Source organism: Aeromonas sp. D3 (assembly GCF_027705025.1).
GTDB lineage: Bacteria > Pseudomonadota > Gammaproteobacteria > Enterobacterales > Aeromonadaceae > Aeromonas > Aeromonas salmonicida.
In genome coordinates this window covers 50806-74773 of sequence record NZ_JAPDBE010000002.1, presented here as the reverse complement: position 1 = coordinate 74773, position 23968 = coordinate 50806, and the positions used below count along the sequence as shown (strand labels likewise).

The 23968-nt window shown below is 59.3% G+C and carries 20 protein-coding genes; 8 read left to right on the top strand and 12 right to left on the bottom strand.

The features are described from left to right. Positions 1–62 precede the first annotated feature (62 nt). The gene (rluF, locus tag OKC28_RS02085; protein ID WP_059168555.1) at positions 63–1097 is read right to left on the bottom strand and encodes a 23S rRNA pseudouridine(2604) synthase RluF; all 1035 of its coding nucleotides are present in this window, start codon (positions 1095–1097) and stop codon (positions 63–65) included. Continuing rightward, positions 1087–1209, bottom strand: coding sequence for a hypothetical protein (locus OKC28_RS02080; protein ID WP_256688087.1), 123 nt, complete (start codon positions 1207–1209; stop codon positions 1087–1089). The genes rluF and OKC28_RS02080 overlap by 11 nt, the downstream gene beginning before the upstream one ends. A 557-nt stretch (positions 1210–1766) precedes the next feature. On the opposite strand from OKC28_RS02080, the gene gdhA reads away from it, so the two are divergent. Together gdhA and OKC28_RS02070 are read left to right on the top strand one after the other, a co-directional pair. After that, positions 1767–3113 carry an NADP-specific glutamate dehydrogenase gene (gdhA, locus tag OKC28_RS02075; protein ID WP_256688086.1) on the top strand — a complete coding sequence of 449 codons (1347 nt, stop codon included), beginning with the start codon at positions 1767–1769 and terminating at the stop codon, positions 3111–3113. A gap of 229 nt (positions 3114–3342) precedes the next feature. Continuing rightward, the gene (locus tag OKC28_RS02070; protein WP_270687041.1) at positions 3343–4932 is read left to right on the top strand and encodes an alpha/beta hydrolase; all 1590 of its coding nucleotides are present in this window, start codon (positions 3343–3345) and stop codon (positions 4930–4932) included. A 141-nt stretch (positions 4933–5073) separates the two neighbouring features. On the opposite strand, the gene OKC28_RS02065 is transcribed toward OKC28_RS02070, so the two are convergent. Then, positions 5074–5442, bottom strand: a complete 369-nt coding sequence (locus OKC28_RS02065; protein ID WP_270687039.1) for a VOC family protein — start codon at positions 5440–5442, stop codon at positions 5074–5076. Between the two features lie 164 nt (positions 5443–5606). Next, positions 5607–6074, bottom strand: coding sequence for a hypothetical protein (locus tag OKC28_RS02060; RefSeq protein ID WP_270687037.1), 468 nt, complete (start codon positions 6072–6074; stop codon positions 5607–5609). Between the two features lie 154 nt (positions 6075–6228). Between OKC28_RS02060 and OKC28_RS02055 the strand changes: the two genes are divergently transcribed. After that, positions 6229–9372, top strand: a complete 3144-nt coding sequence (locus OKC28_RS02055; protein WP_059113612.1) for a DUF3427 domain-containing protein — start codon at positions 6229–6231, stop codon at positions 9370–9372. Positions 9373–9421: 49 nt separating this feature from the next. Here OKC28_RS02055 and OKC28_RS02050 read toward each other — a convergent pair whose 3' ends face one another. Continuing rightward, positions 9422–10009 carry a histidine phosphatase family protein gene (locus OKC28_RS02050; protein ID WP_270687035.1) on the bottom strand — a complete coding sequence of 196 codons (588 nt, stop codon included), beginning with the start codon at positions 10007–10009 and terminating at the stop codon, positions 9422–9424. Positions 10010–10410: 401 nt separating this feature from the next. On the opposite strand from OKC28_RS02050, the gene OKC28_RS02045 reads away from it, so the two are divergent. After that, positions 10411–10698, top strand: coding sequence for a hypothetical protein (locus OKC28_RS02045; RefSeq protein WP_059113593.1), 288 nt, complete (start codon positions 10411–10413; stop codon positions 10696–10698). A 119-nt stretch (positions 10699–10817) separates the two neighbouring features. On the opposite strand, the gene OKC28_RS02040 is transcribed toward OKC28_RS02045, so the two are convergent. Beyond that, the gene (locus tag OKC28_RS02040) at positions 10818–11006 is read right to left on the bottom strand and encodes a hypothetical protein (protein ID WP_005309974.1); all 189 of its coding nucleotides are present in this window, start codon (positions 11004–11006) and stop codon (positions 10818–10820) included. Between the two features lie 286 nt (positions 11007–11292). Further along, entirely contained in the window at positions 11293–13194 is a 1902-nt protein-coding gene (gene speA, locus OKC28_RS02035) for a biosynthetic arginine decarboxylase (RefSeq protein WP_017411628.1), read from the bottom strand. A gap of 1077 nt (positions 13195–14271) precedes the next feature. Here speA and pepT point away from each other — a divergent pair. After that, entirely contained in the window at positions 14272–15495 is a 1224-nt protein-coding gene (gene pepT, locus OKC28_RS02030) for a peptidase T (RefSeq protein ID WP_270687031.1), read from the top strand. A 169-nt stretch (positions 15496–15664) separates the two neighbouring features. Then, on the top strand, positions 15665–17431 hold the full coding sequence (locus OKC28_RS02025; protein ID WP_270687029.1) for a lysophospholipid acyltransferase family protein: 1767 nt from the start codon (positions 15665–15667) through the stop codon (positions 17429–17431). A gap of 107 nt (positions 17432–17538) precedes the next feature. On the opposite strand, the gene OKC28_RS02020 is transcribed toward OKC28_RS02025, so the two are convergent. The 4 genes from OKC28_RS02020 to OKC28_RS02005 form a co-directional block, all read right to left on the bottom strand. Continuing rightward, positions 17539–17850, bottom strand: coding sequence for a SelT/SelW/SelH family protein (locus tag OKC28_RS02020; RefSeq protein ID WP_005309953.1), 312 nt, complete (start codon positions 17848–17850; stop codon positions 17539–17541). A gap of 91 nt (positions 17851–17941) precedes the next feature. Beyond that, entirely contained in the window at positions 17942–19063 is a 1122-nt protein-coding gene (locus OKC28_RS02015; RefSeq protein WP_021137850.1) for an adenosylhomocysteinase, read from the bottom strand. A gap of 186 nt (positions 19064–19249) precedes the next feature. Continuing rightward, positions 19250–19975, bottom strand: coding sequence for a hypothetical protein (locus OKC28_RS02010; RefSeq protein ID WP_270687026.1), 726 nt, complete (start codon positions 19973–19975; stop codon positions 19250–19252). Next, positions 19975–20535: a YceI family protein gene (locus OKC28_RS02005; RefSeq protein WP_058395707.1), complete on the bottom strand. Its 561-nt coding sequence runs from the start codon at positions 20533–20535 to the stop codon at positions 19975–19977. The genes OKC28_RS02010 and OKC28_RS02005 overlap by 1 nt, the downstream gene beginning before the upstream one ends. 110 nt (positions 20536–20645) lie before the next feature. Between OKC28_RS02005 and OKC28_RS02000 the strand changes: the two genes are divergently transcribed. Further along, positions 20646–21548 (top strand): LysR family transcriptional regulator, encoded by a 903-nt coding sequence (locus tag OKC28_RS02000; protein WP_270687023.1) that lies wholly within the window; start codon positions 20646–20648, stop codon positions 21546–21548. An 8-nt stretch (positions 21549–21556) separates the two neighbouring features. On the opposite strand, the gene OKC28_RS01995 is transcribed toward OKC28_RS02000, so the two are convergent. After that, complete coding sequence (locus tag OKC28_RS01995; RefSeq protein WP_010674174.1) at positions 21557–21958, bottom strand: hypothetical protein; 402 nt, start codon at positions 21956–21958, stop codon at positions 21557–21559. A 66-nt stretch (positions 21959–22024) separates the two neighbouring features. Between OKC28_RS01995 and OKC28_RS01990 the strand changes: the two genes are divergently transcribed. Continuing rightward, positions 22025–23758: a formate--tetrahydrofolate ligase gene (locus OKC28_RS01990; protein WP_270687021.1), complete on the top strand. Its 1734-nt coding sequence runs from the start codon at positions 22025–22027 to the stop codon at positions 23756–23758. Positions 23759–23968: the final 210 nt, after the last annotated feature.

Genomic DNA, 23968 nt, shown 5'->3' with positions numbered 1-23968 from the left:
CGGCCTGAGGCCGGTGTTTTGGGGGATAACAAGGGGAGGCTGACGCCGCTCAGGATTGCGCCTCAGCGCCCCTTCTTCTGGCGGCCGGACTGACCGGCGCGCGGTTTGGCTGCGGCCGGTTTGCTGCCCTTGTTGGGCGCCCCTTTACCTGCACTGCCTTTGCCCGCGGCGGCTTTCCCTGCGCCGCCTTTGCCAACAGCCCCCTTGCCCACGGGGATCTTCTTCTCGAAGGCTTCCGGGCCCGGCACATTGGGGCGGCCGCCAATCTCGTGGTCATCATCGCGGCGCGGCTTTTTGCCTTGCGCCGCTTTGCCGGTTTGAGCAACAGCGGCTTTGGCCACCTTGGGCTTGTCGCCTTTGGCCGGTTTCACTTCGGAGGAGGAGTCCTCAATCAGCTTGAACAGCTCGATCAGCTCATCGTCGGTCAGATCGCGCCACTCGCCCACCGGCAACCCCTTGAGGCTGACGTTCATGATGCGAATGCGCTCGAGCTTGGTCACTTCAAAACCGAAGTGTTCGCACATGCGGCGGATCTGGCGATTCAGCCCCTGCACCAGGGTGATGCGAAACACGAAGGGCGCCTCTTTCTTCACCTTGCACTTCTTGGTGACGGCGCCGAGGATAGGCACACCGGCCCCCATCCCCTTGATGAAATCGTCGGTCACCGGCTTGTCGACGGTCACCAGGTACTCTTTCTCGTGATCGTTGCCCGCCCTCAGTATCTTGTTGACCAGATCCCCGTGGTTGGTCAGGAAGATGAGCCCCTGGGAGTCCTTGTCGAGCCGCCCTATGGGGAAGACGCGGGTACTGTGGTTGACGAAGTCGACTATGTTATCCTTCTCGCCCGCCTCAGTGGTGGAAACTATGCCCACCGGCTTGTTGAGCACGATGAAGACCAGACTGTCGGCTTCCCGCGCCTCGATCACCTGACCATTTACCTTGACCAGATCCCCGGCAAACACCTGATCGCCGATCCCGGCCCGCTTGCCGTTGATAAAGACCTGACCCTGCTCGATAAAGCGGTCGGCCTCGCGGCGCGAGCAGATGCCGCTCTCGCTGATGTACTTGTTCAGGCGCATGGATTCATTAGCCAGCATGGGTCACCTGCCACAGGCTGATAGCCCCATCCAGTTGCACGGTTGCCGGTGCCGGCATCGCTAGGGAGGCTGTTTGCTGCATCAGCCGGTTCACTTCGTCAAAGTTCTGCATACCATTCCATCTTCAAAAAGGCCAAGGCCAGCTTAACCATCAAAAAACGCTGATACAGTAGCATATTGCCCCGTCCAGCACGCCGGATACTTGTCACCCACTCCGGTCCTGTGTACCTGGATCCCACTCTCATCACCTCATACCGCAAGCCCATTTCCTGATAACGCGGACCAGGCAACGGGGTCAGGATCCAGAGGGCTGAGAAAAAAACACAAAATACGGTCGCAGGCCGGACAGAAAAACGGCGCTCGGCGCGGGCATGTAACATTCACACAATATGCAGCCAGCTTGCCATCACGCCACATCTGATAAAGAAGCACCTTGCTATTTATTAAATAAAAACGCATAAAAAGATTCGAATCTGCGCGAGTTATCTTGCCATGACCCTGTCTGCATTCTGTCGTTTTCGGCGGCTAATCCAACAATCGTTGGCAAACTCGGTACAAGATAGAATTTTTGTCCGCATTCATCCCCAACACAAATCATAAATTTGGATGCACGGCATGCGCTTTTCTCTGGCAAGAGGCCAATTTCATCATTCACTACAGGAGTTACAGATGAGTCATTCCCTATCCCAGGCGGATTTTCTGGCCCAGGTGGCCAGCCGCAATCCCCATCAACCGGAATTTATTCAGGCAGTGAGCGAGGTGATTGCCTCCATCTGGCCTTACGTGGAACGTCACCCCCGCTACCTGCAACAGGGCCTGCTGGAGCGGCTGGTGGAGCCGGAGCGACTGATCCAGTTTCGGATAAGCTGGGTCGATGACAAGGGTAAGGTGCAAGTCAATCGCGGCTATCGCATCCAGCACAGCTCGGCTATCGGCCCCTTCAAGGGGGGCATGCGTTTTCATCCCTCAGTGGATCTCTCTGTGCTCAAGTTCCTCGCCTTTGAGCAGACCTTCAAGAACGCCCTCACTACCCTGCCCATGGGTGGCGGCAAGGGCGGCAGCGATTTTGACCCCAAGGGCAAGAGCGAGGGGGAAGTGATGCGCTTTTGTCAGGCGCTGATGCTGGAGCTCTACCGTCATCTGGGGGCCAATACCGATGTGCCTGCCGGCGATATCGGGGTGGGCGGGCGCGAGGTGAGCTACATGGCAGGCATGATGAAAAAGCTCACCAACAGCGCCGAATGTATCTTCACCGGCAAGGGGCTCTCGTTTGGGGGCAGCCTCATTCGCCCCGAGGCCACCGGCTACGGCCTGCTCTATTTTGTCGAGGCCATGCTGGCCAACCGTGACCAGTCGCTGGCGGGCATGACTGTCTCTGTGTCGGGCTCCGGCAACGTGGCGCAATATGCCATCGAGAAGGCGATGGCGCTGGGTGCCAAGGTGATCACCGCCTCCGACTCGGGTGGCACAGTCCATGATCCTGACGGTTTCACCCCCGACAAGCTCGCCAGATTGATGGAGCTCAAGAACGAGCAACGCCAGCGTATCGCCGATTATGCCCATGATCAGGGGCTGGAGTTTTTCAGTGGCCGCACACCCTGGCACCTGCCAACCCAGATAGCGCTGCCCTGCGCCACCCAGAACGAATTGGGGGAAGAGGACGCCAGACAATTGGTGGCCAACGGCGTACAGCTGGTGGCCGAGGGCGCCAACATGCCGAGCTGCGCCGCCGCCATCAAGGTCTTTCATGAGGCAAAGGTGCTGTTTGCCCCAGGCAAGGCGGCCAATGCAGGGGGCGTCGCCACCTCCGGGCTTGAGATGAGCCAGAATGCCCAGCGCCTCTCCTGGACACGGGAGGAGGTGGATGCCCGCCTCAAGGGGATCATGACCAGCATTCACGCCACCTGTGTGCGTTACGGTGAAGAGGAGCAGGGCCACGTGAACTATGAGAGCGGCGCGAATATCGCCGGTTTCGTCAAGGTGGCCGATGCCATGCTGGCGCAGGGAGTCTGCTAGTCCCGGCAAGGATGTGCCATCAGCAAGCATTGAGCACGACGTGCAACAGCAGACGGCAGCCCATGGGCTGCCGTCTTTTCATGGTCTTTACCAGAACCCGCCACCTGTACTTATCACCTTGTTTACATTAGGCTTTAAGCCTTACTTCAAGGTTTGAAGTGCTCAGACAGACACGGCGAGCCAGCTTGACTGCGGTTCGCCCCGACCGCCATCGTCCAGGGATCACACCATGCTGGCTCGTACCCGTCGCCTCCTTCGCCGCTCTCTTCTGACCCTTTTGCTTGCGCTGCTGGTCGCTTGGGGGGTAATCGCCTACTTCGCCTGGCAGGCCGTGCCGCTGCAGCTGTGGCATACCTTTATTCCCCCCGAGCTCAGCGCCGATGAACTGGATAGCAGCGACTGGCCAGCCTATCTGGCTCGCGAGCAACAGTTGTTCGATCTGGTGGAACAGGAGGTTGTCGCCAAGACGCCGCCGGAGCAACAGCTGGCGGGCAATCGCTACTATCAGGGTTCGCCCATCAACCCTGCCCGCTTTCAAGACGACTGGAATCGCTCCTACCTGCTGCGCCCCGAGGGCGAGGTAAAAGGGGTAGCCGTGTTCCTGCATGGCCTGACCGATTCCCCATACAGCCTGCGCCACCTGGCCCAGCGCTATCGCGAGCGGGGCTTTATCGCCCTTGGTTTGCGCATACCCGGTCACGGCACAGTGCCCGCCGGGCTGGTCAATATGGCGTGGGAGACCTGGCTGGCGGCGACGCGACTGGCGGTGCGCGAGGCTAGAGCACAAGCCCCGGGCCCGCTGCCGCTGCATCTGGTGGGTTTTTCCAACGGTGGCGCGCTGGCGGTGAAATACGCGCTGGATGCGCTGGAAGACAAAACGGGGACATTGGCAAGGCCGGATCGGCTGGTGCTCATCTCCCCCATGATAGGGGTGACCCGCTTTGCCCGTTTCGCCGGATTGAAGGCAGTGCCCGCCCTGCTGCCCGCCTTTGCCAACGCGGCCTGGCTTGGCATCATGCCCGAATTCAACCCGTTCAAATACAACTCCTTCCCGGTCAACGGGGCACGTCAATCCTACCGGCTGACCCACGCCATTCAGCAGCAGGTGCGCCAACTGGCAATCAGCGGTGAACTGGCGGCCTTCCCGCCGGCACTCACCTTCCAGTCGGTGATGGACTACACGGTCAGTACCCGCTCCATCATCGCAGATCTCTATCACTTTCTGCCGGCCAACGGCAGCGAGCTGGTGCTGTTCGACATCAATCGCGGCTCTGTTTTCGGCCCCTTGCTCAACACAGCCTCCGAGCTGGCCCTGAGCCATCTGCTGCCGAGCCAGCCCCAGCCCTATGCGCTGACGGTGGTAGGCAACGAGGCGGCGTCCAGCCCCCAGACCCAGGCAAAAACGATGGTCGCAGGCAGCACGCTCGAGCAAGTTCGCCCCCTTGGCATCGACTACCCCAAGGAGATCTACTCCCTCTCCCACGTGGCGCTGCCCTTCCCCATGGACGATCCCCTCTACGGCATGGCGCCGCGCCCGGAGCAGATGAACCAGTACGGTATCAACCTGGGCGGGCTGGCCCTGCGCGGGGAGCGCGGCATGTTGATCGTCAATCCAGGTGCCCTCACCCGCACCTCCTCCAACCCCTTCTATCCCTATCTGCAAGAGAGGGTCATGGAGACACTGGCGGCGCCAACCCAGCCCCCGTCGGCGGCCATGGAGCAGCCGGCACAGGTCGGCAACGATCGCAGCGATGCCGACTATCGGGCCGACATAGACACGTTCTTGGATGAAGCGGATACGCCGGACTCGCCCTTTTAGGGCGGTCGGCCGACAGTCAGCGCAAGCCGTCAGCCGAGGGGCGTCATCCCCCCTCCAGAGGCGGCTGATTGCGATAGGGTCTGACGGGGCCAAGCCATGGCAGGGCCCACAGCATTCGCCGGCAGGGATAAGACCGCGCCATCAGGGATAGCGGCTGATCTCGACCAGGTTCTGATCCGGATCCAGGCAGTAGACGGATTCGATGGGCCCGCAGGCGCCGCTTTTCGTCACCGGCCCTTCGACTATCGCCACCCCGTGGCTGGCAAGCTGGGCGATGACCTGTGCCAGCGGCCAGCGAGTGATGAGGCAAAGATCCCCCGCCCCCACCTGCGCCCGGTTGCGCGGCTCCTGCCCCGGCAGTTGCAGATTGATCTTCTGGTTGCCAAAGCGCAGCGCCCGGCGACCCTTGCCAAAGGTGATGGCCTCCATGTTGAGCACAGAGCTGTAAAACGCGACGGCCCGCTCTATGTCGCTCACCGTCAATACCAGATGGTCGATATGGTTGATCATGGTTCCTCCTGGTGGTGATCTGGCCGATGTAGCAGGCATATGCCCATGAATGCCCGACGCTTTCCACAACCGTGGGCAACCCCATCATACCCGGCAAGGGGAGCTGATGTGTGTCGTGGCACGCACAGACAAGCCAAGTGAGTATGTTGCCAAATAAATCCGCCTCACTGCACCGCGGCACACGCTTTGTCGCGCTGGGCCAGTAAGGTCTCATCGTCACTGTCCATCGCAGCCAGAATCGCCTGATTGCAGGCGCGCTCCGCCAGCTTGGCCGGACTCTGTTTGGCATCCCCAATCTCCGCAATCATTGGCCGATAGCTGATAGCCGCCGAGCAGTACATGGTGCGAAATTTGGGCAGTTGCCAGCTGCTGTCATCCTGCTTGGTCAGGTCATCACACAACTTGTGAAACAGGGCGGACGCCTTGACCGTGCACTGGCTAAAGCGCCGCACATCTTGCTCGTAGGGACGGCAGACGCTTTTGGGTTGGATCTGCCAGAACTGGAAGGCAAAGGGCACCTGCTCCCCCTCATATTCCACCACCAGCGTCTTGGGCTCTGTGCCGTAGTGATCCGACACCTGCTGCTGTACCAGATTGAGATAGGCCGAAAAAAGATAAGAAACCGGATCCATCACCACCTCCCTGTGGTTGTCACTGCCGAGCAGTGTTACCGAAAACCAGAGCGATTTTCAAACGAGTAACAGGCGACAACAGCTTACTGATTTGGTTGGAAAAAATGATACTCTTCTCGCCACCCTCATGTACAACGTTCAAGGCCAGTGTGCGATGCAACAATGCGGTATTTATGAACAACTCATTACTCAACTGCTGACATCTCGACTCGACCGCGAGCGCTTTTACGTAGGGGAACGCCAGCTTGAACCTGCCGAAGCGGCAGTCTGGTTATCACGATTTCTGAGTCGTGTTTTGGAATATGCGGTGGGCTCGGTCACTGGAGAGGATCAGCTGCAACGGCAGATTGAGCTGGCTAACCAGTTATTGCTTTGGCTAAAGGATCGCACGCAAGACCCAGATTTTATTGGCGAGAACCTCATCGATAGTCAGGGGAAAATCCTGACGGCGCTCTACCAGTTGGATAACCCCATCTCAGCCAATTTAAAGCAATATGCCGAAGATGTTTTCCCTCTGACCGGTCTAACGCAAAGTGAGCTGTTCTGCGGCAGCAATGCGGGGTTGTCGATGGAGTCGGAGATTAAACGGGAGATATTATCGGCAGATAGCATCTGCTGGCTGGTCTCATTTATCAAATGGGCAGGTATCCGTATTTTCCGTCATGAGCTGGAAGAGTTCACTCGCAGCGGCCGCCAATTAAAAGTAATTACTACCTCTTATATGGGGGCAACCGACGCCAAGGCAGTTGAATTTTTAGCCACCCTCCCCAATACCGAAGTCAAACTTAGCTATAACACCCAGCGAGAGCGGTTGCATGCCAAGAGTTATCTCTTTTGCCGAAATACTGGCTTTCATACCGGCTATATAGGTTCATCCAACCTCTCTCATTCTGCCCTCACCAGTGGCTTGGAGTGGAACCTAAAAATTACCTCGCAAGAGATCCCTCATATTATCGAGAAATCCCTGAGTACCTTTGAAACCTATTGGGAGTCCGATGATTTTGAGCTGTTCGATGGCAAGCTCGAAAGCCGCACGAAATTAAAGCATGCGCTGCAAGAGGCCCGTGGGGATGGTGACAAAAATAGTCCTGCCTATTTCTTTGATATCACGCCGTTTCCCCATCAACAGGAGATCCTTGAGCAATTGGCGATGGAGCGCTCTTTACACCAGCGCTTTCGTAACTTGGTGGTTGCGGCCACCGGTACAGGGAAAACCCTGATCTCCGCCTTTGATTTTGCACGTTTTCTGAAAACCAAACCCGACGCCAAGTTTCTGTTTGTCGCCCACAAAGAGGAGATCTTGCGCCAAGCATTGGCCTCGTACCGCGGTGTGCTCAAGCAATCCAATTTTGGCGAACTCTTGGTCGGCGGCGCCGTGCCAACCCACTACCGTCAGCTATTTGCCTCGGTGCAATCCTTGAATAACCAGCTGGCTACGTTGCGCCTTAGCCCAGACTATTTCGATTACATCGTCATCGATGAGGTTCACCATATTGCGGCGGCCAGTTATCGTGGTTTGCTCGCAGCCTTTGATCCTCACATTCTGTTGGGATTGACCGCAACGCCAGAGCGCCATGATGGCGGTGATATTCTTGCGGACTTTTGTGGTGTGATCGCAGTAGAAATCCGCTTGCCCGAGGCCATCAATCGTCGCCATCTCTGTCCATTCCAATATTTTGGCATCGATGATAATACCGACTTGCGCCAAGTTGCTTGGAAACATGGTCGTTATGACATCACTGCACTGACCAATATTTACACTAAAAATAACAACCGGGTTCAGAGGATAGTCCAGAGCCTCTATGAGATCGTCACCGATATTACCAAGATCAAGGCGCTAGCATTTTGTGTGAGCCGTGAACATGCCGAGTTTATGCGCGAGGCTTTTTCACGGGAAGACATCAAAACCGATATACTCACCAGCGATAACCGAGACGAGCGGCATAGCAAACAACAGGATTTGCGTACCGGCGTTATCAATATTCTCTGCGTGGTGGACATCTTTAACGAAGGTGTCGATATCCCGGAAGTCGATACCTTGCTGTTTTTACGACCAACGGAAAGCCTCACCATCTTCTTGCAGCAATTAGGGCGGGGCCTGCGGCTGGCGAGCAATAAAGAGTGCTGCACCGTGTTGGACTTTGTTGGCAATGCCCATGCGGAATATGACTTTGCCCAGAAATTTCGGGCACTGGTGGGTAAAACCAATAAGGCGATCAGCCACGAAATCAAACAGGGCTTCCCTCACGCGCCCTTGGGCTGCCGCATCGAGCTCTCAAAACAGACCCAAGAGTTAATTCTGAGCAATATCAAGAAGGCGACCCTCAATACCTCGCGACTCATGGGCCTGATCCGCCGTTTCTCGCAGGATTGCGATTTACCGCTGACGTTGGCGAACTTTTTGAAGTTTTACCCTCATATCAGCATTGAGGAGATCTACAAGCGCGGTAACTGGAGCACCTTGGTCAAACAGGCCCGCAACCATAGCGTTTCTGAAATGAGCGATGAGAAGCTATCAACCCTCTACACCCGGGCCATCAAAACCCGGCTATTGGGCTGCGATGCGCTCCATTACTTGAACTTCTTACAAACCTTGGTGGCAGACGCCTTTACCTTAACGGCCGAACACGATGAACGTATGGCCTTGATGTGCCACTACGACTTCTGGCAACAGAGCGGCCCCAACGCAGGCTTTAGCTCCTTGGCGCACAGCCTGAAACAACTCAATCAACCAGCGTTAAGGGCCGAGCTGGCAGACCTGCTGCCCATGCTGATCAATCGGGTGCAGCACGAACAACTAGCCATGCCTGACCTTCCCGGCAATCCGCTGCAACTGCATGCCCGATATGCCAGAGAGCAGGTGCTGGTTGGCTTTGGTGCTACCAGTTTCGAGCAGCAACCACCAGCCAGAGAAGGGGTGTATGTCATCGCAGAGCAAAATATCGAGTTGCTGTTCGTGACCCTGAACAAAACGGAGCAGCACTTCTCCCCTACCACCCGTTATCACGACTACGCCATCAATGAGTCACTGTTCCATTGGCAGAGCCAAAACAGCGCTCGCCCCGAGCGGGGTAAGGGCCTGAGTTACATTCAACACAGAGCAGAGGGTAAGCGCTTGTTTTTGTTCGTCCGTGAGCAGAGCAAAGATGAATTTGGCCGCACCCTTGGCTTTGTGAACTTTGGCGAAGTGGAGTACATCTCCCATAGCGGCAGCCAGCCGATGAACATCAAATGGCGGTTGGCTACTCCGATGCCTCCCTTCATGTGGAAAGAAGCAGCAAAGTTGGCGGTTGGCTAACTCCTGTTAAAGAAAACGGCTCGCCAGTGGCGAGCCGTTTTCGTCGGGGTCAGCACTCAATCCGCTCGATTTGGCCGTCATTTAGCTTGAAGAAAGCATCCTGCGGCAGGTCTTGTGACCAGGTGGTGGTGTAGTCGATGTCGGCATAGGCACCGCGCAGCATGGCGCCAAACAAACCGTGGGAAACCACGATGGCACGCTCGGCAATGCGATCATCCTGCAGCCACTGTTGGGCCCGGCGCTGAATACATTGAAAATCTTCACCACCGGGCGCCTGCAGATACCAGTCCGGCTGGCTGATATCAAGCTCGGGGTGAGCTGCCACCAGATCCGATACCCGGCAGCCCTCCCACTCCCCCATGTTCAACTCCATCAGTCGCTCATCCCAGACGATGCGCTCACTATCGAGCCCCAGCTGCTGGCACACCAACAGCGCCGTCTGGCGCGCCCGGCCAAGGGGGCTGGCGTAGAGAGTCCAGCGTGCAGGTTCGTCCAGCACGTCGCGCAGACGAGCCCCCATGGCGGTGGCCTGCGCCTCCCCCTTGTCAGTCAGGTCGGAATTGCAGCGCCCCTGTAACCGCTGCTCGGCGTTATAGCGGGTCTGGCCGTGACGAAGCAGATAGAGGGTTCGAGACATGGTTTCTCCAGCAAGTTCAATTAGATAAGTGGCATAAAAGGCCATGATGATAACAGATGTGCCGTACGGACACAGATACAAACGGGACAAGACGAGCAGGACCCAGGCTTCAATCGGCCGGGGCAATCCCTCAAGCAATGCGCGCTGAAACAGGGCGGCCATGAAAACCTGACCAGAGTGGGCCTGATTTTCACTGTCAGAAGGAGGAGATCACTTCATTTTTTTCTTGGCGAAAAAAGTCGCATATTTTCGTTGTGCTGTGCTTTGGGTCAGGGTAATCTCGAGCAAAATACAAGACTCGAACGTTACTTTTTTTAGCCATTCTGCCATGGCGCCCAAGGGGACAGTTCGACGAAAAGAAGGTCACATCATTTATCACCCGTTCAGGCGAGGAATCGCACATGGCTAGATACCAGTTTTTCTCCATTCCGGCATCCAACCGGCAGCAGTACACCTTTATCGACATGGCCTCCCCCACCTTTCTGACCGAGAAAGAGGCGCTGCTGGCGCAGGGATTCGAGGTACAAGAAGACTTTATCGATGCTGCGAGTCGCAGTGAGGCCGTCGAGAAATACAAGTCCAACTTCCTCTACGTGGCGGACGAGATGGGCAAATCAGACAGTGGCTACGCCGCGGCGATCGCCCTGACGGAAGTCGGCAAGGGGTTGTTGGGCGGCAAAACGCGCTGACAAGACTCGTTAACCGAAGTCGCCAGCAGGCATCGTTAGCAGAAAACCAACAAGAGACGATAAGTGGCCATCGCGGCAAGGTGCCCGATGGCCATGTGACGAGCAGCAGACAACCTGCGTCAGAAGCGGGCCAGTTGCTGGAGCATCTCGATCAGCTCCTCTTCGCTGCGGGGCTCGTGGGTCAGCTCCAGACTCGGGGCCGCGCCCCCCATCAGCATGTAGACATGTGTGCTGCAGTGGTCATAGTGATACCACTTACCATCGATACAGAGGTCGGTATAGCATCTCGGGTCCCTTTCCAGTTCCATAGTCACATCCTTTTGTTACATACCACCCACATCACTCCTGACCGTAAAATAACCCGCCCACTACAGGCTTGATGCAGATCAAGGGAAGAGGCTGGCTGAGGCGGATATCTGCCGGATCCGGGCCCTGAGCCGCGCACTACCGCCATCCACCACTCATATGAAGATGGCTCTCCGCCTCTCTGCTCTCGGAAAGGGCATAAGATGCCATCAACAAAAACGGCGCCCGAAGGCGCCGTTTTTTCATTCCCGTCTTTTTTTTCACCGACGGGGCGAACAAGCCAGAGGCTTATTCGTCTTCCAGATAGGCGTAGCCTTGCAGACCCAGCTCCAGCTCGTCGAGCAGGGCTTTGCGGGTCGCGTCATCCAGCGCCGGGTGGGAGACGATACGCTGGTAGTTCTCGCGAATGACGGAGGGGTCGATGTTGACGTAACGCAGCAGCTGGTCGACGGTATCGCCGCGCACCACATTGCGAATGTCCATCTTGCCCTCTTCATCGAGACACACTTCCGCGCAGTGAGTGTCACCGAACAGGTTGTGCAGATCCCCCAGGATCTCCTGATAGGCACCGACCAGGAAGAAACCGACGTAGCACACTTCGTTCTCTTCATATTGCGGCATCGGCAGCGTGCTCTCTACCCCCAGACCGTCGACGTAGTGTTCAACCTGACCATCGGAGTCACAGGTAATATCCATCAGGATGCCACGACGACTGAGCGGACGATCGAGCCCGGTCAGCGGCATCACGGGGAACACCTGACCGATACCCCAGGCATCCGGCAGGGACTGGAACAGGGAGAAGTTGGCAAAGCACTTGTCAGCCAGTTTCTCGGAGAGCTCATCGGCCAGGGCGCGGTGGTTGCGGTTGACCGGGTTGAGCATCTCTTTCAGTGCCAGACAGGTGTTCTGGTGCAGCATCTCGGCCCAGGCGCGCTGCTCCAGATTGAGCAAGCCCATGGTGTACTGGGTGTTTACATCGCCCAGATCCGCCACTGAGTCGTGGAAGATCTCCAGCAAAGAGGGATCTTCACCGCGCAGGTCCAGCCACCCTTGCCACATGTTCTGCAAGAGGGTCGGCGCATCCTCATCCGGCGCGCTGATGTCGCTCATCTCCACCCCTTCGGCACCAATCAGATTGGTGACCAGCACGGCGTGGTGAGCGGTCAGGGCACGGCCGGACTCGCTGATGATGGTCGGGTGCGGCAAGTCAAACTCGCGGCACACATCGCCGATGCCCCACACCACGTTGTTGGCGTACTCGGACAGGCTGTAGTTGGCGGAGCAGTGACTCTGGGAGCGAGTGCCCTCATAGTCCACACCCAGGCCACCGCCGACGTCGACCACGTCGATGGGCACACCCAGACGACGCAACTCGGAATAGAAGCGACCGCACTCGCGGATACCGCCCTGAATGTCACGGATGTTGGCGATCTGGGAGCCCAGATGGAAGTGCAGCAGTTGCAGGCAATCCAGCTTGTCCAGGCTGCGCAGACGCTCGACCAGCGCCAGGATCTGGGAGGCGGAGAGACCAAATTTGGACATGGAGCCGCCGCTCGATTCCCACATGCCGGAGCCGGTGGACGCGAGCTTGGCACGCACCCCGATATTGGGCTTGATGTTGAGGCGAGCTGACTCGTCCAGCACCATTTCCAGTTCGGAGGGTTTTTCCACCACTATGTAGACCTTGTGGCCCATCAGGTTGCCGAGCAGGGCGTGGCGGATATATTCGCGGTCTTTGTAACCGTTGCAGACGATCACCGAGCCTTGCTCATGGTGATGGGAGAGCACGGCCAGCAGCTCCGGTTTGGAGCCCGCTTCCAGGCCAAGCCGTGGCTTGTCGCTGTAAGACTGGCTGATGGTCTCGATGACTCGACTCTGCTGGTTTACCTTGATCGGGTAAACACAGAGGTAATCCCCTTCATAGCCTGACTTCTCGATGGCCTGACCAAAAGCGTTGAACAGTGCATCGACCCGACTCTTGAGGATGTCGGGGAAACGCAGCAACACGGGAGTGGTCAAACCGGACTGGCGCAACTGTTCGATGGCATCAGAGATGACAATGTGTGCATCAGGGCGCGATTTGTCGGGAGCGACGGTCACATGACCGGCGTCATTGATGTTGAAAAAACCCGCACCCCAGTAGGGAACGTTGTAGACCTTCAAGGAGTCCTTGCTGGACCAGTTAGTCATGGGCTATGCCTCGCAAATGAGCGACCAGTGGCCGCCTTCGTTACCCTCAATCACATCCAGACCATCGATTGCAAGTTGCGGCAAGCCAAGGCTGCCTGGTGGGATCTGAACAGCAACGAGTCATGAAAGCGCGACGGATGACCGCCTTCGTTTCACCACTTGTTACCTTCCATCACATCCAGCTATTGCACATCGCGGCAAGCCAAAGGCTGCCTGGTGGATCTTGGGAAGTAACGAGTCTTGATGTGGGGCTGGTGGCTTTACATCAAGCTCAACGGTATGCGGTGCCGCCTTAGGGGCGCCGCGGTACTTTGATGACAGACAGCATCAGCCACGCCGTCAGTTCATCATTCGGCACCATCACAACGACAAGGGAGGTTTCAAGGAAGAGAAGCGAAGGCGTCAGCACGCAAGCGTGTTGATAGACGACAACAACCACAGCCTACCCAACACCAGTGACCGCCCATGACAAGGGAAGATGATGAGCCGCTGGCTCACTCGGTCAGATGGTTAATGAGTGTCCGTTGTTCTCCCTGATACCGGAGCCTAACCGGTATTAAAGAAACCATACCCCAGCAGTGTCTGTCGTTTCTGCGTGCCTCGCCCTATAGGCGTATGATCTTTCAGGTTTCTGGTGGCGTCTGCCTGCTTCAGAGTTACCCTTGGATCGGCGCGGAGTGTACACACTTACCGCCAGCGGTGACAATAAAAAATAGTGTTCAAAAACTGCTTTTAATAAGGTGAGCAAATCTTGCTGCCAGGCAGGCTGGCTCTGGGATGGCGCAGAATATTCCCCTGCGGTTGTTCCCCATGAAAAGCCTGCTCTCGGGGCATGGCAGGCTGCATGCCTTGTCAGGGGGCAGTTCAGGGGATTTCCTGTCGTTATGGCGATGCTTGCGTATCAATAAAAACGCTATTTTTATGCATGAAAAATGGCAACAAACTGCCCCCTCCGACTCAATTCCTCCCAGGCCGCTGCGTCAGAAAATGGGGAAAACCTGCGCTGACGCAATAAGACACGCAACCTGATTGGCCAAAATGGCCCTTCATTACCGGTTTGAAGTGTGAGGCTTGCCAATGGATACCCTGCTTGAGCGTTTTCTGCGTTACGTGACTTTTCATACCCGCTCCGATGCGACCAATCCCGCCTGTCCCAGCAGCGAGGGGCAACTGATCTTTGCCCGGGCCCTGCGAGATGAAATGGAGCAGATGGGACTGACCCGGGTCACCCTGGACGAGCACGGCTACCTGACTGCCTGCCTGCCGGGCAACCAGCCGGATGCCCCTGCCATCGGCCTCATCGCCCACATGGACACAGCCGATTACGCCGCCGAGCAGGTGGTGCCCCAGATCATCGAAAGCTATCAGGGAGGCGATATTTGCCTTGGCAAGGGGGACGAGGTACTGGCCATTCGCCAATACCGCTGCCTGAAAAACTACCTGGGGCAGGATCTTATCACCACCGACGGTTCTACTCTGCTGGGGGCCGATGACAAGGCCGGGATCGCCGAGATCCTCACCGCCATCGACTATCTGCTGGCCCATCCAGAGATCCCCCGTGGCGATCTCTGGGTCGGTCTCACCCCGGATGAAGAGATAGGCCGTGGCGCCGATCTCTTCCCCCTGGACAGATTCCCGGCCAAATGGGCTTATACCGTCGATGGTGGCGAGCTGGGGGAGCTCGAATACGAGAACTTCAACGCTGCCAGCGCTACTGTGCGCATCACGGGCAACAATGTTCACCCCGGCACCGCCAAGGGCAGCATGATCAACAGCCAGACCCTGGCCGCCCGCTTTCATGCCGCCATGCCCCCCGAGCAGACTCCGGAGTGTACTGACGGTTACGAGGGCTTCTTCCACTTGGCCCAGATGAGCGGCACAGTTGAGGAGAGCACCCTGCACTACATCATCCGCGACTTTGATGATGACGCCTTCGCCGCCCGCAAGGCCCAGCTCAAGGAGCGGGTCGCCTCCCTGCAGCTGGATGCCCCCAAGGCCCGCATCGAGCTCACCCTGACCGACAGCTATCGCAACATGCGCAGCCAGATAGAGCCGCACATGCACATAGTCGAGCTGGCCAGGGCTGCCATGCTGGCGGCCGACGTGGTGCCCAAGATCAAACCCATCCGTGGCGGCACGGATGGTGCCCGCCTCTCCTTTATGGGGCTGCCCTGCCCCAACCTCTTTACCGGCGGTCACAACTTCCATGGCAAGCACGAGTTCATCCCGCTGCAATCCATGGAAAAAGCGGTCGCCACCCTGGTGGCGCTGGTGCGGCTGACCTCAGCCTCGCGGGGATAACCCAGGTTCGGGCGGGGCGAGACAATGGGCTCGCCCCGCCATCACACGGCCATTAAAGAGAAGGAACAGGGCTAACAGGCAGCCCTGCCACAAATTTGTCATACCGCCGACACACAGCGGGAACAGAGGCGGCACATGCTGGGGCAAAGGATCACCGGAGCCCAGCCCCATGTTCAGCGTCGATACCCTGCTACGACAGCACCTCCCCCATCTTTCGAACAACCCAGTGCTGCGCCCCCTGCTTGGCCAGGGCCTGCGCTGGCTGCTGCACGAGAAGGCCTTCCAGCACTTTGCCAGCAGCTACCCCCATCTGCGCGGCCTCGACTTTGTCGAGCAGGCGCTGCAACAGATCGACTTTGACTACAAGGTGAGCGAGGCGGAGCTGGAGCACATACCCAGCAGCGGCCGGGTCATCATAGTGGCCAACCATCCCATAGGGTCGCTGGACGGGCTGGCACTGCTGCGCCTGCTCGGACGCATCCGGCCGGACGTGAAGATAGTCGCCAACCAGTTGCTGGCACAACTTACGGCGCTGCGCCCGCTGCTGCTGCCGGTCGACAACATGCATGGCAAGACGGACAGGCGCGCCATTCTGGCCATGGGCGAGCATCTGGCCAGCGAGGGGGCCCTGGTGATCTTCCCCGCTGGCGAAGTGTCGCGACTCGGCATCAAGGGGGTGAAGGATGGCCCCTGGCAAGGGGGCTTTATCAAGCTGGCCCAACGCACCCGCACCCCGCTGGTGCCCATTCACGTCGGCGGGCGCAATGGCCTGGGGTTCTATCTCGGCGCCTGGCTCAACAATGCCTGGGCGGGGCTCTTGCTGGTCAAGCAACTGTTTCGCCAGCAAGGGGGGCGCATCCCCGTCACCATAGGGGCGCGCATTCCCGTCGACAGCTTTCGCGACCTGCCCGCCAAGACGGCGGCGCAACTGGTGCGCAGCCACCTCTATCGCATCGGGAGAGGAAAGAAGGGCAAGCTGGCGACAGAGGCCCCCATTGCCCAGCCGGAGGAGCGCCGTCAGCTCAAGCAGGCCATAGAGGCGTGTGAAGCCCTCGGCCACACCCCCGATGGTCAGGGGATCTACCTCTACCGACGCCATGAACTGAGCCATTCGGTGATACTGCGCGAGCTCGGCCGTCTGCGGGAGATCGCCTTTCGCGCCGTGGGGGAAGGCTCTGGCAAACGGCGGGATCTCGATGGCTTCGACGATGACTATCACCACCTGATCCTGTGGGATCCGGCCAGGCTCGAGATCATAGGCGCCTACCGCTTCGCCCCTGTGGCCGAGCTGATGGCAAGCAAGGGGCTGGATGGCCTCTACAGCCACACCCTCTTCGGCTTTGAAACCAGGCTGCTGCCAAGACTTGAGCTGGCCATAGAGCTGGGCCGCAGCTTTATTCAGCCTGCCTACTGGGGCAAACGGGGGCTGGATTACCTCTGGTTCGGCATCGGCGCCTATCTGGCCCGCTATCCCCACTACCGCTACCTGTTCGGACCCGTCTCACTCTCCGGCAGCCTGCCGCCAGCGGCCAAGGATCTGCTGGTGAGCTTCTATCGCCAGCACTTTGCCCCCGAGCTGGCGCTGGCGCCCTCCCGTCGCCCCTATCCCGAGACGCTGCCGCTATTTGAGGGGCAGGATTACGGGACGGATCTCAAGGCGCTCAAGGCCCGGCTCGATAACCTGGGTTGCACCATCCCCACCCTCTACAAGCAGTATTCCGAGCTGTGCGAACCGGGAGGCGTACAATTTATGGACTTTGGCATCGACCCCGATTTCAACCACTGCATCGATGGCCTGGTGTGGGTGGACGTGAGCCGCATCAAACCCCACAAGCGGGCCCGCTATATTGGCAGCCAGCAGATTGACGACCAGCCCGACGGCCCCCATCTGGATGAACAAGGCAGGACACCCGCTGTCACAGCGGCGCGCGCCTGAGCATACGCCACAGACAGTGACGGGCAGACAGCAAACAGGGAGGCCGCCGCCTCCCTGTTTGTATCCGAATCGCTTATATCCACATTTTTATATTCGATCCCCGGCCATCACTCACCGGCGGGCTTGCGATCCGAGTGACCCAGATCCCGCTGTGGGGCAATAATGTCGCGCACCCGCTGCTTGATCTCTTTCGCCTCGGGAAAACCCTCGTCGGCCACCCTGTCCCACACCAGCACGCCATTCACCAGGATGCGAAATTCCCCCTTGCTGGCAGGCACCAGCGCCACCTCGCCAAGATCGCTGTCAAATGTGGATAGCAGCTCCTGGGCCAGCCAGGCAGCGCGCAGCATCCAGCGACAGAGGGTGCAGTAACGAATTTCGATACGGGGCTTGCTGATGGGGCTCTGTACGTCGGTCATTGAATCACTCCATAAAAATCGGCCAGCGGATGATAAACCAATAACAGCCCGCCATGCCTTGCTCAAAAAGCAGATGCGCGACCTGCCTCGATTATTGGCTGACCCCGTGAAAATCGGCCAACCAGTGGCGGGCTATGGTGCGCATGGTCGATTGCGGCAGATCGAACAGGCCGGGGGCCATGGATTGCTGCGCCAGTTGACGCACCCCTTCGATGATCTCCGCCAGCACCAGATAGACATATTCGCCGATGACAGCGCCATGGACGAAGTTGACCGCCTCCCCCCGATTGAGCAAAAAAATCTGACTGCCATCCGGGCGCGTCAGCGCCAGTACATGGGGGCACACCTCCTGGCTTGGCCAGGGCAACTGAGAAAGACAAAATGCAAACTCGTCATCCGCCGAGGTGACCGACGCCAGCATGGTACCGGGGCGCAATCGCTGCAAATCGGCCAAGTCCAGCGAGCCGTTGCCGGTGGAGCAGATCACCAGCTCGGCCCGGCTGAGGGCCTCTTCTTTTCCCACCAGCTTGAAGCCGTGGGAGAGCGCCTCCACCTGGCGCAGCACATCTGTCTCCACCAGCTCCAGGTGCAAATTGCGGCACCTGAGCTCGCGGGCAATGCTGCGCCCCACCTTGCCATAGCCAAACAGAGCAGCTTGGCAGACGTTGAAGGTACGGTTGAGGGTACGGACCAGAGACTCGGCGGAATAGACAACACTCAAGCCAATCTGGATATCCTCGGCCTGCTTGAGGGGACTGCGCGCCACCGAAATGACAGGGGTGGCCAGCACCTCCTGCTCGTAGCGCTGATGACCATTTTCGGTCATCTCCACCACACCGAGAAAACGGGGACCGAAATACTCACTCAGGGTCGCCTGGGTCTTGGCAAAGTAGCCACCTATATCCAGTATGATGAGCCGCTCGTGGGGGGCGACCAAGGGGGCGATATGATCGATCACCCCCTGCGGCGCATTGGTCCACTGCCGGTTCAGTGGTAGCACGGGATAGTGCTGCTGGGCCCAGGTCAGAGTCGGTCCGTGTACTGACTTGGGTTTGGGCAAGATGGCGCCGATCCGCCCGATTTGCGCGAGGGCCTGGATAAACTGGGGGCGATCGGGAAGCAGATGGGTAACCAGCAGGATGCAGAGACCGTCGAGACGTCCCTGCTCGGTGAAATGGCGAAAAAACAGATGCTCAGATCCTTGACTGCGCAACTGTGGCCTCCTTAGCGCGCCGCAAACATGCAGGCAAACAAAACCCGGCATGACCGGGTTCTGTGTGTGTCCAGATAATTGAAAATCCTTTTTATCTGAAACCACCAAGTGGCTCAATCTTTATCTGTACAGACTATGACGAGGTCGGCAACTTTAGCGTTAATAGCCTGTTTTTTATGCTAAAAATCAGTAAAGAGAGGCCTCGGGCCACACCTTCCACAGACTCAACCCCGTGCCCGCACCCGCCAGCAGGATCAGCACAAGCCAGCGCTGTAGCCAAGGTTTGTTGCGCAGGGCCCACTCCAGCAGGGGCAGCAGCCAGACCGGCAGCAAGACAGTGAGCGGTACTTCCACATACTGCCAGGCAAGCATCTGCATAAAGGCGAGCGCCAGGGCCAGGGCCGCAGGGGTGGCGGTCACACCCGCAAACACAGCGATCAGGGCACGGAAACCGGCAAAGGCAGCGAGCGCCCCGGCCAGCTGGGCAATCAGCAGGCTGCCATCGATACCGATCACCAGCGCCAGCCAGATAAAGCCAAGGGCAAAGCCCAGCCCTTCCCGGCTGTCACCACGCAGATCAGCCCAGCCAACCCAGACGATGGCAGGCAGCAGCGCCAGCCAGATCCGCGGTTCACTGGTCAGCACAGAGGCGAGCCCCTGCCACCACACCAGGGCACCGAGCCCCGCGAACAGCAACAAACCGGCCCGTTTATCCGCCAGTTGCGCAGCAATCGCCGGCACCAGCAAGGCCAGTGGCAGCCACTGCCACGCCTTGACCGGCAGCCCATAGACGCCACCCAGCAAGCAGCCTACCAGCCAGAGCGCCAGGGCCCCCCACAGATACCCGAGTCGTGGCCAACGCCATGACAGCAAAGGGGCCGCCAGGGTTTGTAGCAAGAGTGCTGCGCCCATTACTTGCGCACACCTTCGACGAACAGATTGATGCTCATCTCGTCCGGGATACCCGGCAACATGTAGTTCACGCCAAAGTCGCTGCGCTTGATGGTGGTAGAGGCGTTGAAACCGCTTCGATAGCCGCCCCAGGGATCCTTGCCTTCACCAATCTTGACCAGGTCAAACGCCACTTCCTTGGCAACGCCGTGCAGGGTCAGGGTACCTTTCAATACGCCCTTCTCCTTGGTCCCTTCATACGCTGTGCTGACGAAGGTCATCTTGGGATACTGCTTCACGTCCAGAAAATCGGGGCTGCGCAGGTGTTTGTCGCGGGCTTCATGGTTGGAGTCCACGCTGGCGGCGTCGATTTCGAAGCTCGCCTTGGCCGCTGCCGGGTTGGCATCGTCCATGCTGAAGGTGCCGCTGAAGGTGTTGAAACGGCCTACCAGCTCGGAGAAGCCGAGGTGCCCCACCTTGAACTGGACTGTGGTGTGAGCCGCATCGACGTCGTAATCGGCCGCCATCAGGGGAGCCGCCATAAACAGGCAGGAGGCCAGCAGGGCCTGAGTCATTTTCATCCGTTCGTTCCTTCATATTGGGGGTTCACAACAACAACCAAGATGCTAACCTCCATATCGGAATAGATAATCAGCGATTTATTAAAATAATTATCAACTGAGAGTGAAAGATGGACCAGATAGCCGCCATGCGCACCTTCATCAAGGTGGTTGAATGTCAGAGTTTTACCAAGGCCGCCAACCAGCTCGGCATCTCGGTCGCCATGACCTCCAAGCTGATGCAGCAACTGGAGGAGTCCCTCTCCACCCGCTTGTTGTCGCGCACCACCCGTCAGGTCAACCCCACTGAGGCGGGACAGTTCTACTACCAGCGCTCCCAGGCCCTGCTGGCAGAGCTGGAAGAGACCCACAGCCAGCTCACCCGCAACAACCAGCAGCCCCAGGGCACCCTCAAGCTGTCCGTGCCGATGGACTTTGGCTACCTGCATCTCTCCCCTGCCCTGCCGCTGTTTCGTGAACGCTTCCCGGATCTGAAACTGGAAATAGAGTACAGCGACCGGCGGGTGGCTCTGGTGGAAGAGGGATTCGATCTGGCGCTGCGCATCGGCAACCTGCCGGACTCCTCTCTGGTCGCCAAGCCGCTGGCCATGATGAAGTTGGAGGTGTGTGCCAGCCCCACCTATCTGGCCCGCAGGGGCACCCCGAACAGCCCCGAGGATCTCAAGCAGCACGACTGCCTCATCTATACCCTGACCCAGCCTGACTGGATCTTCAAGCAGGGAGGAGAACAGCTGAGCGTGCGCCCGCAGGGGCCGCTTCGGGCCAACAATGGCGTGGCCCTGACCCGGGCCGCCTGCGATCATCAGGGCATTATCTTGCAGCCCACCTTCATCGTCGGGGATGCGCTGCGTTCGGGGGAGCTGGTCCCCTTGCTGCCGGAGTGGGAGAAGGGGCAGGTGGGTCTCTATGCCCTCTACCCGCACCGCCGTTTCGTGTCGGCCAAGGTGCGCTGCTTCATCGAATTCGTGCAGGAGCGCTATCTGGCGCCCCACTACTGGGACAGGGAGAGCTGAGCCCGGGCTCAGGGGGTGGGCATCAGCTCGGCCACCAGCAGGTGATCCTGCTGGCTCATCTGCCAGCGTGGCAGACGCTGGCGCAAGGCGGCGAGCTCGGCCTCCCCCAGCGCATAGGGCAGGGTGACGTGCAGGCAGTGGCAATCCAGCATGGCCGCCAACTGCATCATCAGGGCGAGGTTTGCCTCGTCGCTCTTGTGCTTGTTGATGCGCTTGCCGAGCTCGTGGCGAAAGTGGGTCTCGGGATCCTGGGTCATCGCCTGCCAGCCGTAACCAAAGAGCGGGATGAAGGCGCTGACGATGCCAAGGGCGGTGAGGGGCCGTTTGGGCGGGTGATAGAGGGCGTTGAGATCCAGCAGGATGGGGCTTTGATGGGGCTCACGACTGCCGGATAAAATAGTATTGCTCATTGGATTACCCTGTTGATTCCTCTAGACTTCGCCGCATATTTGACCTGACATGCCAACGAGGTGCTGATGCTAAGCGATATCGAGATCTCCCGCCAGTCCCCCCGCCTGCCCATCGCCGAGGTGGCAGCACAGCTCGGCATAGCGGCCGCCCATCTCCACCCCCATGGCCATTACAAGAGCAAACTCGACCTCGCGCGGCTCCATCACGCCCCCGCCCGCGAGCCCGGCAAGCTGGTGCTGGTGAGCGCCATCACGCCCACCCCCCTTGGGGAGGGCAAGACAGTCACTACGATCGGCCTCTCCATGGGGCTCAACCACATCGGCCAGCCCAGCATCGCCACCATTCGCCAGCCGAGCCTAGGTCCCGTATTCGGGGTCAAGGGGGGCGCCGCCGGGGGCGGTATGGCCCAGGTGGTGCCGATGGAGGAGATGAACCTGCACCTCACCGGGGATTTTCACGCTCTCACCGCCGCCCACAACCTGGCCTCTGCCGCCCTCGATGCCCGCCTGTTCCATGAACGCAAACTCGGTGACCAGTTCAGCGCCAGAACCGGTCTGGCGCGGCTCGATATCGACCCGGCCAACATCCTCTGGCCCCGCACCCTGGACATGAACGACCGGGCGCTTCGCCACCTCACCCTCGGCCAGGGCGGTGCTGCCGATGGTGTCGAGCGCCCCGATCGCTTCGTCATCACCGCCGCCTCCGAGCTGATGGCCATTCTGGCGCTGGCCAGGGATCTCAAGGACTTGCGCGCGCGTATCGGCCGCATCCAGCTCGCCCTCGACCATCGCGGCAAGCCCATCACCGCCGAGCAGCTGGAAGTGGCGGGGGCCATGACGGTGCTGCTCAAAGAGGCCCTCAAGCCCACCCTGATGCAGACCACGGAGCAGACCCCTGTGCTGGTCCACGCCGGCCCCTTTGCCAACATCGCCCACGGCAACTCCTCCGTCATCGCCGATCGCATGGGGCTGGGTCTTGCCGACTATGTGGTGACCGAGGCGGGTTTTGGCTCCGACATGGGGCTGGAGAAGTTCTTCAACATCAAGTATCGCCAGTCCGGCCTCGCCCCCGCCTGCGTGGTGCTGGTGGCCACGGTGCGCGGCCTCAAGGCCAACAGCGGCCTGCTCGACATCCGGCCGGGCCAGCCGCTGCCGGCCAGCCTGCAAGGGGAAGATCTGCCCACCCTGACAGCGGGGTGCGCCAACCTCGCCTGGCATATTCACAACGCCCGCCGTTACGGGGTGCCCGTGGTGGTCGCCATCAACCGCTTCCCCACCGACAGCGATGCCGAGCTGGCCCTGCTGGAGGCGGCGGCGCGCCAGGCCGGTGCCTGTGGTGTCGCCCTCTCCCGGGCCTTCACTGACGGTGGCGCGGGTGCGGTGGATCTGGCTCACGCCGTGGTGGCGGCCTGCAAGCAGCCCAGTGAGGTCAGGCTGCTCTACCCCGATGAGATGAGCCTTGCCGCCAAGCTCGCCACCCTGGTGGAGTGCGGCTATGGCGGCCGGGGCATCACCCTCTCGGACAAGGCGCGCCAGCAACTGGCCAGACTCTCGGCAGAGGGCCAGGATCACCTGCCCGTCTGCATGGCCAAGACGCCGCTCTCCATCAGCCATGACCCGGCCAGGAAGGGCGTGCCGACGGACTTCGAGGTGCCCATCGAGGAGGTGAAACTCTGCGCGGGGGCAGGCTTCGTCTATGCCCTGGCGGGCCCCATCATGACCATGCCGGGCCTGGGCAGTCTGCCGGCCTATCGCCATATCGACATCGACGATGACGGGGAGATTGTCGGCCTGAGCTGACGCGCAGGCTGGCAGCCTGCCCTCCCTGAACGCCATATGGACATCGACGATGACGGGGAGATTGTCGGCCTGAGCTGACGTGCAGGCTGGCAGCCTGCCCTCCCTGAGCGCCTGACGGCGAGATAGCCCGATTGCGCCACATGATCGGACAAGCAGTCTGGCGCCGACCGTACGCGGCGCTAATCGACTCTGACATCAACAGACCCGCCA

Coding starts and splice junctions, on each gene's coding strand:
- rluF (WP_059168555.1), bottom strand. CDS start 1,097: ATGCTGGCTAATGAATCCATGCGCCTGAACAAGTACATCAGCGAGAGC.
- OKC28_RS02080 (WP_256688087.1), bottom strand. CDS start 1,209: ATGCAGAACTTTGACGAAGTGAACCGGCTGATGCAGCAAACAGCCTCC.
- gdhA (WP_256688086.1), top strand. CDS start 1,767: ATGAGTCATTCCCTATCCCAGGCGGATTTTCTGGCCCAGGTGGCCAGC.
- OKC28_RS02070 (WP_270687041.1), top strand. CDS start 3,343: ATGCTGGCTCGTACCCGTCGCCTCCTTCGCCGCTCTCTTCTGACCCTT.
- OKC28_RS02065 (WP_270687039.1), bottom strand. CDS start 5,442: ATGATCAACCATATCGACCATCTGGTATTGACGGTGAGCGACATAGAG.
- OKC28_RS02060 (WP_270687037.1), bottom strand. CDS start 6,074: ATGGATCCGGTTTCTTATCTTTTTTCGGCCTATCTCAATCTGGTACAG.
- OKC28_RS02055 (WP_059113612.1), top strand. CDS start 6,229: ATGCAACAATGCGGTATTTATGAACAACTCATTACTCAACTGCTGACA.
- OKC28_RS02050 (WP_270687035.1), bottom strand. CDS start 10,009: ATGTCTCGAACCCTCTATCTGCTTCGTCACGGCCAGACCCGCTATAAC.
- OKC28_RS02045 (WP_059113593.1), top strand. CDS start 10,411: ATGGCTAGATACCAGTTTTTCTCCATTCCGGCATCCAACCGGCAGCAG.
- OKC28_RS02040 (WP_005309974.1), bottom strand. CDS start 11,006: ATGGAACTGGAAAGGGACCCGAGATGCTATACCGACCTCTGTATCGAT.
- speA (WP_017411628.1), bottom strand. CDS start 13,194: ATGACTAACTGGTCCAGCAAGGACTCCTTGAAGGTCTACAACGTTCCC.
- pepT (WP_270687031.1), top strand. CDS start 14,272: ATGGATACCCTGCTTGAGCGTTTTCTGCGTTACGTGACTTTTCATACC.
- OKC28_RS02025 (WP_270687029.1), top strand. CDS start 15,665: ATGTTCAGCGTCGATACCCTGCTACGACAGCACCTCCCCCATCTTTCG.
- OKC28_RS02020 (WP_005309953.1), bottom strand. CDS start 17,850: ATGACCGACGTACAGAGCCCCATCAGCAAGCCCCGTATCGAAATTCGT.
- OKC28_RS02010 (WP_270687026.1), bottom strand. CDS start 19,975: ATGGGCGCAGCACTCTTGCTACAAACCCTGGCGGCCCCTTTGCTGTCA.
- OKC28_RS02005 (WP_058395707.1), bottom strand. CDS start 20,535: ATGAAAATGACTCAGGCCCTGCTGGCCTCCTGCCTGTTTATGGCGGCT.
- OKC28_RS02000 (WP_270687023.1), top strand. CDS start 20,646: ATGGACCAGATAGCCGCCATGCGCACCTTCATCAAGGTGGTTGAATGT.
- OKC28_RS01995 (WP_010674174.1), bottom strand. CDS start 21,958: ATGAGCAATACTATTTTATCCGGCAGTCGTGAGCCCCATCAAAGCCCC.
- OKC28_RS01990 (WP_270687021.1), top strand. CDS start 22,025: ATGCTAAGCGATATCGAGATCTCCCGCCAGTCCCCCCGCCTGCCCATC.